The organism is Mesorhizobium sp. WSM4898 (genome assembly GCF_029625845.1).
GTDB lineage: Bacteria > Pseudomonadota > Alphaproteobacteria > Rhizobiales > Rhizobiaceae > Mesorhizobium.
Genome location: NZ_JARTVQ010000006.1, coordinates 192,155 through 204,221 on the forward strand (window position 1 = coordinate 192,155; position 12,067 = coordinate 204,221).

At 63.3% G+C, this 12,067-nt stretch carries 10 protein-coding genes; 7 read left to right on the forward strand and 3 right to left on the reverse strand.

Annotated elements, in window-relative coordinates; all coding sequences use genetic code 11:
- Positions 1–48 precede the first annotated feature (48 nt).
- The gene (locus P9228_RS23885) at positions 49–1,350 is read left to right on the forward strand and encodes an efflux RND transporter periplasmic adaptor subunit (protein WP_278053344.1); all 1,302 of its coding nucleotides are present in this window, start codon (positions 49–51) and stop codon (positions 1,348–1,350) included.
- A complete protein-coding gene (locus P9228_RS23890; protein WP_066990424.1) occupies positions 1,347–4,430 on the forward strand; it encodes an efflux RND transporter permease subunit in 3,084 nt (1,027 codons plus the stop codon). Before P9228_RS23885 ends, P9228_RS23890 begins: the two co-directional genes overlap by 4 nt.
- A gap of 201 nt (positions 4,431–4,631) precedes the next feature.
- Here the strand turns inward: P9228_RS23890 and P9228_RS23895 are convergent, their stop codons facing one another.
- A complete protein-coding gene (locus P9228_RS23895; RefSeq protein ID WP_066990426.1) occupies positions 4,632–5,084 on the reverse strand; it encodes a L,D-transpeptidase in 453 nt (150 codons plus the stop codon).
- A gap of 352 nt (positions 5,085–5,436) precedes the next feature.
- On the opposite strand from P9228_RS23895, the gene P9228_RS23900 reads away from it, so the two are divergent.
- Together P9228_RS23900 and P9228_RS23905 are read left to right on the forward strand one after the other, a co-directional pair.
- Positions 5,437–5,769: a hypothetical protein gene (locus P9228_RS23900; protein WP_278055994.1), complete on the forward strand. Its 333-nt coding sequence runs from the start codon at positions 5,437–5,439 to the stop codon at positions 5,767–5,769.
- Positions 5,770–5,802: 33 nt separating this feature from the next.
- Positions 5,803–5,967: a hypothetical protein gene (locus P9228_RS23905; protein WP_095810084.1), complete on the forward strand. Its 165-nt coding sequence runs from the start codon at positions 5,803–5,805 to the stop codon at positions 5,965–5,967.
- A gap of 81 nt (positions 5,968–6,048) precedes the next feature.
- Here P9228_RS23905 and P9228_RS23910 read toward each other — a convergent pair whose 3' ends face one another.
- Complete coding sequence (locus P9228_RS23910) at positions 6,049–6,750, reverse strand: response regulator transcription factor (RefSeq protein ID WP_066990432.1); 702 nt, start codon at positions 6,748–6,750, stop codon at positions 6,049–6,051.
- 93 nt (positions 6,751–6,843) lie between these two features.
- Between P9228_RS23910 and P9228_RS23915 the strand changes: the two genes are divergently transcribed.
- On the forward strand, positions 6,844–7,572 hold the full coding sequence (locus tag P9228_RS23915) for a response regulator transcription factor (protein ID WP_067319230.1): 729 nt from the start codon (positions 6,844–6,846) through the stop codon (positions 7,570–7,572).
- A gap of 146 nt (positions 7,573–7,718) precedes the next feature.
- Positions 7,719–9,818, forward strand: coding sequence for a hybrid sensor histidine kinase/response regulator (locus P9228_RS23920; RefSeq protein ID WP_278055997.1), 2,100 nt, complete (start codon positions 7,719–7,721; stop codon positions 9,816–9,818).
- Positions 9,819–9,930: 112 nt separating this feature from the next.
- On the opposite strand, the gene P9228_RS23925 is transcribed toward P9228_RS23920, so the two are convergent.
- Positions 9,931–10,341: a hypothetical protein gene (locus P9228_RS23925; protein ID WP_127216702.1), complete on the reverse strand. Its 411-nt coding sequence runs from the start codon at positions 10,339–10,341 to the stop codon at positions 9,931–9,933.
- 421 nt (positions 10,342–10,762) lie between these two features.
- On the opposite strand from P9228_RS23925, the gene P9228_RS23930 reads away from it, so the two are divergent.
- A complete protein-coding gene (locus P9228_RS23930; RefSeq protein WP_278055999.1) occupies positions 10,763–11,965 on the forward strand; it encodes an aromatic ring-hydroxylating dioxygenase subunit alpha in 1,203 nt (400 codons plus the stop codon).
- Positions 11,966–12,067 lie beyond the last annotated feature (102 nt).

Below are 12,067 nucleotides of genomic sequence, written 5' to 3' on the forward strand. Positions count from 1 at the left end.
TGTCCCGGCAATTGACGTTGCCGGTTGCCGGCTCGAGGGGAACTATCCGTGAAGCGCTTCTTCATCATCACCGGAATTCTACTGCTGCTCGCCGTGGTGTGCGCCGGAATCGTCGGCTTCAACCTGTTTCGCGACAATGCGATCAAGCAGTTTTTCGCCACCATGAAACCGCCGGCGGCGACAGTGTCGACCATCGTGGCGAAGCCTTCGAACTGGACGCCCGGCGTCGAGGCGATCGGCACCGTCAACGCCGTGCGCGGCGTCGACCTGACCGTCGAGACGGCCGGCATCGTCAAGGACATCCTCTTCCACGCCAACCAGAAGGTCGCGGCCGACGCTGTGCTTCTGCAGCTCGACGATGCCGTCGAGAAGGCCGATCTGGTGGCACAGAAGGCTCAGGCAGCATCCGACCAGGCGGCGCTGACCCGCGCGCTGGAATTGCAGCGGCGTGGCGTCGGCACCGACGCTACGCTTGATGCCGCGCGCGCGGCGGCGACCGCATCGGCCGCGCAAGTGAACAAGCTGCAAGCCGTGCTCGACCAAAAGCAACTCGCAGCTCCCTTTACCGGCACGGTCGGCATTCCGAAGATCGACATTGGCCAGTATCTGGCGCCCGGCAACTCAGTCGTCACGATCCAGGATCTGGACACGATGCGGGTCGACTTCACCGTGCCCGAACAGCAGCTGCCGCTGCTGAAGATCGGCCAGACGGTGCGGATCGGCAGCAATGCTGCCGACATGTCCTTTGCCGGCTCGATCCGCGGCATCGATCCCAAGATCGACCCGGCAAGCCGGCTGGTGTCGATCCGCGGCGAGGTCGCCAACCCGGAGGGCAAGCTGACCCCGGGCCAGTTCGTGCAGATCCGCGTCGAGTTGCCGGAGGAAAGCAACGTCATCTCGGTGCCGCAGACGGCGGTGACCTCGAGCCTCTACGGCGACTATGTCTTCGTGGTGGTGCCGCCCAAGCCCGCTGAGGCCGGCGCTGCCGCGCCAGCAAAACCGGAAGACCAGAAGGCCGGGGCGGAGAAGCCTGCCGGCGATGCAGCCAAGCCGCAAGCCGATGCCTCGAAGCCGGCCTCCGATACGGCAAACGCCGCCGACAGCGCCGCGAAGCCGGCTGAGAACGCTCAAAAGTCGGCCGAAACCGGGCAGCAACCGGCGCTCGTTCTATCGCAGGTCTTCGTCAAGCTCGGCCGCCGCAACAACGGCATGGTCGAGATCGTCGAAGGCCTGAAGGCCGGCGACCAGGTCGTGACCGCCGGTCAGAACCGGCTCTTCAACGGCATGTCCGTTGCGGTCGACAACACCGTTGATCCCAGCAAATCGGCAAACAAGCAGGTTCAGCAATGAGCTTTTCCGATATCTTCATTCGCCGCCCCGTCCTCTCGACAGTGCTGGCCTGCATGATCCTGCTCCTGGGTTTCCAGGCCATCTTCAACCTGTCGATCCGCCAGTATCCGAAGGTTGACGAGACGGCGATCACCATCACCACGGCCTATCCCGGAGCCAGCGCCGACCTGATTCAGGGCTTCATCTCTGCGCCGATCGCGCGCGCCGTCGCCTCGACGGAAAACATCGACTACGTCACCTCGTCGAGCCGCCCGTCTTCGAGCACGGTGACCGTGCAGATGAAGCTCGGCTCCAACCCCGATGTTGCGTTGACCGAGGTGCTGTCCAAGGTTCAAGGCGTGCGCGGCACCTTGCCGGATGCCGCCAAGGATCCGGTGATCGTCAAGGGCACCGGCCAGCAGTTCGCGATGATGTATATCTCGATGCAGAATCCGAACATGACGAAGGAGCAGTTGACCGAGTACATCGAGCGCGTCGTGCGGCCGCGCATCTCGACGGTGGAAGGCGTCGCCGACGTCCAGATCTTCGGCGCCGAGGAATATTCGATGCGGGTCTGGATCGACCCGGTCAGGCTCGCCGCCCGCGGCGCCACGGCCGCCGACGTGCTGACTGCGATCAACAATTCCAATTTCCTGTCCGCGCCCGGCAACACACAGAACGAGTATGTGGTTTCCTCGATCGCGGTTCACTCGACCCTGCAGACGCCGGAAGCCTTCGCGCAGCTCCCCATCCGCTCGACCGACGGCCAGGTGGTGCGGCTGCGCGATGTGGCTCGGGTCGAGCTTGGCGCCGCCAGCACCGACACGAGGGTGAGCTTCAACGGCAAGCCGGGCACCTTCCTGGCCATCTTCCCGACGCCTGCCGCCAATCCGCTGACGACTGCCGAGGCGATCCACAAGATCGTGCCGGTGATCCAGGATACGTTGCCGAAGGGCATGACGATCGAGATCGTCTACGATTCCACCGAGCAGATCAGCGCCTCGATCGAGGAGGTGTTCAAGACCATCGGTGAGGCTGTCGCCATCGTCATTCTCGTCATCCTGCTCTTCCTCGGATCCTTCCGCTCGGTGATGATGCCGATCGTGACCATCCCTCTGTCGCTGATCGGCGTCTGTTTCATTCTGTTTGCGGTAGGCTATTCGATCAACCTTCTGTCGCTGCTTGCCATGGTGCTGGCGATCGGCCTTGTCGTCGACGACGCCATTGTCGTGGTGGAGAACATCCACCGCCATATGGAGGAAGACGGCATGTCGCCGATGCAGGCGGCCTTCAACGGCATGCGCGAGATCTTCTCGGCAATCGTCGCCATGACCATTACGCTGGCCGCCGTGTTTGCGCCGCTTGCCTTCACCGGCGGTCTGACCGGCGCGCTGTTCCGCGAGTTCGCGGTCACGTTGGCCGGCTCCGTGGTCCTGTCCGGCCTGATTGCGGTGACCATCACGCCGATGATGTCGGCTCGCCTCTTGAAGGCCGGCGCGCACGGCCGCTTCCAGCGCATCGTCGACGGCACCTTCAGCCGTGTCGAGCGCGTCTACGAGCGGGCCGTGACCGCTTCGCTCAGAAACAGGCCGGTTACCTTTATTATCGTCGTCGCGCTGGTCGCGCTCACCGGCTTCATGTTCACCAAGACCTCGACCGAACTGGCGCCGGAGGAAGACCAGGGCTTCCTGCTTTCCATCGTAACCGCCCCGCGCTACGCGACCTCGGATTACACCGAGACCTACGTCAACCAGATCCTCGGTCTTGTTAAGGACATTCCGGAAACGCGGGCGCAGTTCTCGGCGGTCGCCTTCGGCGGCGCCACCAACGGCGCCTTTGTCGGCTTTGCCTTCAAGGACTGGGCCGAACGGCAGCGCAGCTCGAAGGAGATCCAGGCCGACATCACCGGTCGCTTGGCCAAGGTCGCCGGCGTCGAGGCTTTCGTCTTCGCGCCGCCGACGCTGCCCGGCTCGGGCGGCGGCCTGCCGATCTCGATGGTGGTTCGCTCGACCGGCGATCCCTCGGAAGTCTTCGACCAGGCCGAGAAGATCAAGAACAAGGCGCAGGCTTCAGGCCGCTTCATCGTCGTGCAGAACTCGATGTCCTATGACGCGCCGCAGGTCACCGTCACCATCGACCGCGAGCGCGCAGCGGCGCTGAACCTGCCCATCGCCGACATCGGCAACACGCTGACGCTGCTGGTCGGCGGCGCCGAAGTGGCGCAGTTCGATCGCGACTCCAACAGCTATGACATCATCCCACAGGTGCCGCAGGAGTTCCGCGACAATCCGGCGAAGCTCGGCGAGTATTTCGTGCGCAGCGTCGACGGCAAGATGGTGCCGCTGTCGGCGGTGGTGCATATCTCCACCAACGCCTCGCCGGCAGCGATCGAGCAGTTCAACCAGCTGAACTCGGCCACGATCTCCGCCCTGCCCTTGCCCGGCGTGACCACCGGCGACGGATTGAAAGTGCTGGAGGATCTCGCCAGGGAAACGCTGCCCGACACCTTCTTCATCGACTATTCCGGCCAATCGCGGCAGGAAAAGGAGCAGGGCAACACCATCCTGATCGCCTTCGCGGCCGCCGTGATCGTGATCTACTTGGTTCTGGCCGCTCAGTTCGAGAGCTTCCGCGATCCGCTGATCATCATGATGGCGGTGCCGCTTTCGATCTTCGGTGCCATCGTTCCGCTCAATATCGGCCTCGGAACGCTCAACATCTACACGCAGGTCGGACTGATCACCCTGATCGGCCTCATCACCAAGCACGGCATCCTTTTGGTGGAATTCGCCAACCAGCAGCGCGAAATCCATGGCATGCGGCGCCGCGATGCCATCATCGCCTCGGCCAAGGTGCGCCTGCGGCCGATCCTGATGACGACGGCCGCGATGGCGCTCGGCGTCGTGCCGCTGATCATCTCCAGCGGCGCCGGCGCCGCGGCGCGCTACTCGATGGGCCTCGTCATCTTCACCGGCATTCTAGTCGGCACGATGTTCACGCTGTTCGTCGTGCCGATGTTCTACACCTTCATCGCCAGCAAGGATCTGCCGCATCTCGCCGAGAAGCCCGATCCGAAGCTGATGCCGGCGCTGCCCACCTGAAGCAATCCAGGACTGCTCCAAAAACAAAAAAGAGGCCGGAAAACCCCGGCCTCTTTTTTAGGCGGTCGCCCCACGGCTTCGGCGCCAGAGCAATTCCAGGACAAAGTGTGGAACGGTTGCTCGGCGACTTCGCCGTGGCCTTCCGTCCGGAATTGCGTCGAACCTGGCTTGAAGGCGGCAATCCGCCCGCTACTTGACCCGTTACTTTACGATGAGGATGCTGGTGTTGCCCGGGCCGAAGGCCTCGACGAGCTGATAGAAGTCGGCCGCGGCATCGGGATGCAGGCGCACGCAGCCATGCGAGGCTGGCCGGCCAAGATGCTTGATGGCATAGGTCGCATGCACCGCATAGCCGCCGCTGAAGAAGACCGAATGCGGCATCGGCGCATTGTCGTATTTCTTCGAATACCACATCTCATGCATGCGGGTCGGCTTGAATGACCCTGTCGGCGTTATGTGCCCCCTGTCGCCCGTCGACACTTTCCAGGTGAACGTCGGCCGGCCGTCGACCGTGACTTCCATGATCTGCTGCGACAGCGAAACCCGGGCGACGAGCTGGTTGGCATGAGCGGCGTTGCTGCCGAAGAGCAGAGCCGCGCCGGTGAGCGCGGCGGCGGTGACGTGGATGAGCTTGGCTGAAATGGCGGTATGCATGACGATCCCTCTCCCTCTCTCTCTCTCTTATGCCGGTCGGGCCGGCTCCAATTTCGATGGATCGTCTTATCGGGATCACCTGTTTCAGGCCTATTTCGCTTAATATGCGTTAATGTTTCGAATTCGTTTCTCTAAGTTAACGGCCTAATTCCAGAGAACACGCTCCCTTAGACCGGCTGCCGGCAATACCAAGCAGGCCGAAACCGGCGGACAAAGCGTATATGGCTTTGATATGAAAGCCTTTCTCCTAATCTCGAAACCGAATTGCAACAAAACGCGACTTGCGCGGCATGATGCGGATACAGGCCCGCAGCAATGTCGAGGTCACGGGAACAGACATCAGCAAACGAAAATGGGCAGGAAACCGAAAGTTCGCACCTGGTTTCTCAGGATCGGCGTCTCGGCAGTCATCCTCGGTGCTGTCGGCTCTGTCGCCGGGAACCCTGTGACGGCGCTTGGCGCCATGAATTCCGGCGAGGTTTCGACACTGCACACTGCACTGTTCATCGCCACGGTCTGGATCATCTCCAGCCTGCGCGTCAACCGGCTGAGGGCCCTCTGGCGGGTCGGTCCTCGGCTGATAGGGATGCGCGGCCCCTCCGGCTACTTGCTGCCGAGAGGACCGAAGGCCCGCGCCGCAGCGGGGGGCTCCGTAAGCGGCGCGGGCGCTTCGGGAGTTTCCTGAAGCATCGACGACTATCGAATTGGGGATTGAGTTATGAAGACGAAATTTGCCGCTTCGGTGCTATCCGCACTGCTTTATGCCCAAGGGCTGCTTGGCTTTGCCGCGCTTGCAACGGTGCTGCTCAAGGAGCGCGCCCACGCCGAGATCGCTGCCAGCGCCGAAATGCCGTCCGGCCCCTCGGTCCTCGTGGTGCGCTAGGCGCCGGCGTCGGATCCAAAAGTGCGAAGCGGTTTTGGAAATCCGATGCAAGATCGAGCAAAAGACCTGGCGGCCCTCGCCTCAGTCGGTGCGCGGCGTCGGCGGATCGAACCGGTAACCGGCACCCCTGATCGTGGTGATGGTCTCCGTATCGAGCTTACGGCGCAGCCTCACGATGCGCGAATCGATCGAGCGGTCGAAAGCGTCGGCATTCTCGGCGGGCGCAGCAGCAATGATGTCGTCGCGCGTCAGCACCTTTCGCGGGCTCGCCAGAAACAATCTCAACAGCGCCACCTGCCCCGGCGACAGCTGATCCTCGGCGCCGGAACGATGCATGACCATGGCCGACCTCAAGTCGACGGTCGCATTCTCCAGCACGATCAGTTCCTGGGGGTTGCGGCCGCGCCGCGTCAGCAGGCGGCCGATGCGCGCCGCCAGCTCGCGCACATTGAGCGGGCTTTCGATCACGTCGGCAGCGCCGAGCTCCAGCGCCAGCACCTTGTCGACGAGATCGGCGGGCCGGCAGATCAGGATGAAGTCGCAGCCACCCTCGCCGCCCCCGCCTTGGCTACTATAGCGCTTGAGCAGTTCGCGCCCCTCCGCCTGGGTCACGTCGTCACCGACGACCACGACGTCGATGCCGCCTGCCGAAAGCAGCGACTCCGCCTCCCAGGGCTGGCGCGCCTGACGCACGTCGTGCCCCCGACGCTCGAGATGGTCGGCCAGGTCGCCGGCCACCACTTCGGCAACGGACACAAGCGCGACGACGGATCGTGCTGCCATTTTCTCCACTCCGCCACAGACAACTCGAGATGAGCGCTGGACATCATGTTTATACCCAATCTACTTTCCGCTGAAAGCGGGAGCGAGACCATTGTGAAGGCGCGCATCATTGTCGTCGAGGACGAGCCGGATCTGAGGGAAGCGGTGGCCGAGTATCTCGGCGCCAGCGGCTATGACGTTGCCACGGCCGAGAATGCCGCGGCGGCGCGCAGCCTGCTCGAGGCGCAACCCTTCCACCTCGCCATCCTCGACATCGCCATGCCCGGCGAGGACGGCCTGTCGCTCGGCCGCTGGCTGCGTTCCAAGACGCAGATCGGCATCATCTACGCCACCGCCGCCGGCACCGCGCTCGACCGCATCGTCGGCCTGGAGCTCGGCGCCGACGACTACATCGTCAAGCCCTATGAGTTGCGCGAAGTGCTGGCGAGGGTCCGCAGTGTGCTGCGCCGCGTGCCGCAGCCGGTTGCCCCCCAGGCCGCGAAGACCGAGGCCGGCACGCGCCGCTTCATGAATTTCGGCAGCTTCCAGGCCGATTTCGACGGCAGGCTGGTGACCGGCGCCAATGGCGCGGTCATCGAGATGGCCAAGAGCGAGTTCGACGTGCTGGAAGTTTTCCTCACCCGCGCCAACCGGCTTCTGACGCGGGCGGCGATCTCGGAGGCGATCGGCTTCGTGGAAGACCCGGAATCGTCGCGCGCTGTCGACATCCGCATCATGCGTCTGAGGAAGAAGATCGAGGCGGACCCCGCCAATCCGAAATTCCTGCGCACGGTTCGCGGGGAAGGCTACATCTTCTCGCTGCCGGCTGGCGACGGCAACTGACTCCGGCGCCGCGCACCTTCCGGATACGCAATCGACGCTGTAGCATTCCGGTCCGGCGGCATGCCCCCAGAAAACCGTTGTCGATTTTCGGGCTTGTGTGCTGGATTTCATGGTTTACCGGTATGGCCCGGAGATGACGTTCGACGATGACAGCTGAGGCCGCACGGACAGAGATGCACGGCTCCCGCCAGGGCGCCGCGATGGCGGCCGTCCATGTCGTTCGCCGCTTGCGCGAAGCGGGCGACTGGCAGCGCGAGATGGACAGCATACTGGAGGCACTGTGCCGTTCGTTGGACTGTCAGCGCGGCATTCTCTTCCGTTTGCGCGAGTTGCCGGGCGAGGGCTTTGCCCAGTCCGTGGCCTCCTATTGGATCGACCCTGCTTTTGGCGGCGAGCTCGCATCGCCTACCGTGATCATGCAGTCGATCATCAACTCCGATCCGCTGCTGGAGCAGTTGCAGGAGGATGAGCGCCAGGGCAAGGTCTTCGCTGGCCACACGCGCGACCTCGATGGTTTCCTGCGGGCCGACTTCGAGAAGCAGAACATAAAATCCTTCATTTCGGTGTCGGTCTTCGCCCACGGCCATCTCTGGGGCACTCTGGCGGTCAATGACTGCGCGGCCGAACGCGAATGGACGGATGAAGAGGAGGCGACGCTTCACATCATCGCGCTCGCCATCGGCGACGCCATCGAGCGCTCGCCCTCAGAGGCGCATGCCAGCGAGGTTATCCGCCGCACCATGCTGCAGGCTTCGCTCGACGCCATCATCGTCATCGACGAGGCCGGCTCCATCATCGAATTCAATCCGGCCGCCGAGAAGATGTTCGGCTTCAAGCGCAGCGACATCCTCGGCAAGGATCTGATCGACACGATCGTGCCGCACTATTACCGCAAGGGTTATTCGTCGGGCGCCGAGTACATGGCCGGACGGGGCGCGCCGATGGTTGGCCAGCGGCTGGAGACAGTGACCCAGAACGCGGCCGGCGAGATCTTTCCGATCGAGCTGACCGCGACGGAGATGAGGGTTGCCGACCGCCGGCTCATCTTCGGCTCGATCCGCGACCTGCGCGAGAAGCTGCACGCCGAAGAAGAGATCAACCGCCAGCGCGAGAAGCTGCACCAGAATGAGAAGATGGCGGCAATGGGCTCGCTGCTCGCCGGCGTCTCGCATGAGCTCAACAACCCGCTGGCGGTTGTGGTCGCACAATCGACGCTGCTGCATGAATTCGCGGCCGACCCGCAGACCAAGGTGCGCGCCGAAAAGGTGCGCGCGGCCGCCGAACGCTGCGGGCGCATCGTCAAGAGCTTCCTGTCGATGGTGCGCCTGCATCCGACCGAGCAGGCCGAAACCGACCTCAACCAGGTGATGCGCTCGGCGCTCGAAGTGACCGCCTATGGTGCGCGCTCCAGCGGCATCATCATCGACACCGACTTCGCCAACGGCCCGCTGCTCGCCATGGCCGACGCCGACCATGTCACGCAGGTCGCGGCCAACTTCCTCATCAACAGCCAGCATGCGCTTGCCGGCTTCACCGGCGAGCGGCGCATCAAGGTGCGGACCTTTCGCAGCGAGCGCGGCAATCCGGGCTTCTCGGTCGAGGACAACGGACCCGGCATTCCCGATGCGATCCGCTCACGCATCTTCGAATCCTACTTCACCACCAAGCCGGTCGGCGTCGGTACCGGCATCGGCCTGTCGATCTCGAAATCGATCGTCGAGCGCCACAACGGCAACATCTGGTTCGAAGAGGTGCAGCCGCACGGCGCGCGCTTCGTCGTCCAGTTGCCGGCGATTGCCGGCAATGCGGCAAAGGCCGGCGAGGGTCCGGCGCGGTCGAGCGGGTTGCGCCATGCGCTGATCATCGACGACGAGCCCGACGTCGCCGGTTCGCTGTCCGACATATTGGAGCTCATGGGGCTCAAGTCGCGTCTCGTGCCAAGCTGGACGTCCGCCGGCGAGGTGCTGAGCGGGCACATGCCGCCGGACATCGTGTTTTCCGACCTGCGCATGCCGGGCACCAGCGGCATCTCGATCTACCGTGAATTGCTGGCCGAACGGCCGGGGCTGGCGCAGCGTTTCGTGCTGGTCACCGGCGACCTCATCGGCGCCAAGGCCGAGATTGAGGCACTGCCGCCGCAGCAGCGGCCGCAGATCCTGGAGAAGCCCTTCTCGACGCTCGACGTCCGCGGCATCCTTGCGACCGTTGCCGATGTCGCGGCGGCCGACAACGGCGCCGACATCTGAAATTGCTCCCTCTGCGGCTTCACCTGGATATCGTCGGATTCGAAAAAAGAGGCTCCCGACCGACTTTGCGGCGGGAGCCTGACTGGAGCGCGGAGGGTGCGCTCAGGGGAGCCTAAAACACGTTCGGGGTGTCGGTCAGCGGCGCGGCATTGGCGATCATACGCACAGCTCGGGCCCGGTGCTGACCGGACTGCTCGGCAATGGCACGCAGGCATTCGGCGTTCTCGGCGCCCCAGCTCTGCCCTTTGCAGGCGAATTCGACTTGCGACTGCGGCAGGCGCGCGGTTTTGAGCGTCGTCGGCGCGCCCTCCACGACATTGGCCGGAGGATTGATCGAGGCGAAAGCGGGACCCGCGGCTGGCGCAAGCACCATGCTGGCGAAGGCGGCAACGCTCAGCAGCATGAACATCGTCATCGGATGGTCGCTGGCGCGCTGGCGCAACGCCAGCTTCGGACGGCGATCATTGCGCTCGGGACCGTAAGAGCGGCGGCTGGCATCGGCGATCCGGACTTTGGCAAACATCGGCTGTTCCCTTCGTTATCTTTCTTTTTTCCTTGAAACGAACTTAACCGCACCACGTAACAGCCGGATGATAGGGCGGGATGGCCCATGTAACAGGACTGAAACGGGGATCGCTTCTGTTCCTTTTGCTCCTGTCGGATGCGACGGACTGTAAGCGACCTCACACAGGCGCAGAATTGGCATGGCTGTCGCGATCGTCCGATGCGCGAAGCGCGTCGAAACGGTGCCCTCACAAACTGCGGATCCGAAGCTGGAACCGCCGTTTTGCACTCCTGGTTAAGGCTCGGATTTTCCGGGATTTTCTCGGCTCGGATGACTGCAAGCCGGTCGGCATGAAATTTCCATACTTTCACAAGCCATTGCATTTTAACGGAAAATGTGTTTTTATTGAACGAGCATTCAACAAAACGAGAGCATTTTCATGAACCCGCACCTGCGTGACGTGGCGATCCCCAACGATTGGGACCGGCGGGGTTTGCCGGGGTGGAGTTACCACTCCAACGCCCTTCTCGAGCTTGAGAAGGAATACGTCTTCCGCAATCACTGGCAGATCGCCGGCCATGTCTCCGACGTGCCAAATCCGGGCGACTATCTGACGATGGACGTCATCGGCGAGCGGGCGCTGATCGTGCGCGGCAAGGACGGCGTCGTGCGTGCCTTCAACAACATGTGCCGTCATCGGGGCAGCCGCGTCGTCGCCCACAGCCAGGGCACCTGCAAGAACGCGCTGATCTGCCCGTTCCACGGCTGGGTCTACAATCTCGACGGCACGCTGCGGGGGGCTGCCCGTCCGCGCTCCTTCCCGGAACTCGACAAGACCGAGTTCGGGCTGATGCCGCTCGATCTCGAAGTCTGGATGGGCTTCATCTTCATCCGCTTCCGTAACGGTGGCCCGCAGCCTTCCGTGGCTGAACTCTTGAAGCCGATCGAGGCGGAGATCGCCCATTACAATGTTGCCGACATGGTGCCGTGCCTGGGCATTTGGACCCAGAAATCACCGGTCAACTGGAAATCGGTGCGCGACGTCGACAATGAGGGCTATCACGTCGCCATGGCGCATCCGGCGCTGCAGGACCTCTACGGCGCGACCTATTTCGACGAACCCTTCGTCAACGGCGTGTCGCGGTCCTTCGCCACCTACAACCCGCATGCCGGGCGGCGCTGGAGCGTCAGCCAGTACATCAAAATAGCGCCCGAGCCGACGCACCTGCCGGAGCATCTGCGCAAAGCCTGGATCTATTACGGCATCTTCCCCAACAACGCGCTGTCGATCATGCCGGAATCGGTGCAGTTCTATCAGGAGTTCCCGCTGTCCACCGGCGAGACGCTGCTGCGCGGCGCGATCTATCGCTACAAGGACGAGACGCGGGAGCAGGCGGCGGCGCGCTACCTTGCCTACCGCATCGACCGCGACACCATGAACGAGGATGTCCAGCTCTCCGTCTGGTCGAACGAATCCATGCTCTCCGAGGCGTTCGGGGGCTTCTACCTCTCCGACCTCGAATATGGCGTGCGCACCCACCACGACCATCTGCGCAGGCAGGTGCCGGTGCTGAACTTGGAGACCGCACCGGAGGAAAAGGACATGTGGGGATTGAACGACGCGCTGCGGTCGAAGGGGTGAGCGTCTTCCCTTCTCCCTGTTACACGCAGGGCTATCGCATATGAGTAAAGAGTTCATAGAAGAAGTCTTTGCTCCAATTGGCCCTGCGCATCTTGCTGGCGA

Excerpts from the sequence above, each read along its gene's own strand:
- P9228_RS23890 (WP_066990424.1), top strand. The coding sequence starts at position 1,347 with ATGAGCTTTTCCGATATCTTCATTCGCCGCCCCGTCCTCTCGACAGTG.
- P9228_RS23895 (WP_066990426.1), bottom strand. The coding sequence starts at position 5,084 with ATGCATACCGCCATTTCAGCCAAGCTCATCCACGTCACCGCCGCCGCG.
- P9228_RS23900 (WP_278055994.1), top strand. The coding sequence starts at position 5,437 with ATGGGCAGGAAACCGAAAGTTCGCACCTGGTTTCTCAGGATCGGCGTC.
- P9228_RS23905 (WP_095810084.1), top strand. The coding sequence starts at position 5,803 with ATGAAGACGAAATTTGCCGCTTCGGTGCTATCCGCACTGCTTTATGCC.
- P9228_RS23910 (WP_066990432.1), bottom strand. The coding sequence starts at position 6,750 with ATGGCAGCACGATCCGTCGTCGCGCTTGTGTCCGTTGCCGAAGTGGTG.
- P9228_RS23920 (WP_278055997.1), top strand. The coding sequence starts at position 7,719 with ATGACAGCTGAGGCCGCACGGACAGAGATGCACGGCTCCCGCCAGGGC.
- P9228_RS23925 (WP_127216702.1), bottom strand. The coding sequence starts at position 10,341 with ATGTTTGCCAAAGTCCGGATCGCCGATGCCAGCCGCCGCTCTTACGGT.
- P9228_RS23930 (WP_278055999.1), top strand. The coding sequence starts at position 10,763 with ATGAACCCGCACCTGCGTGACGTGGCGATCCCCAACGATTGGGACCGG.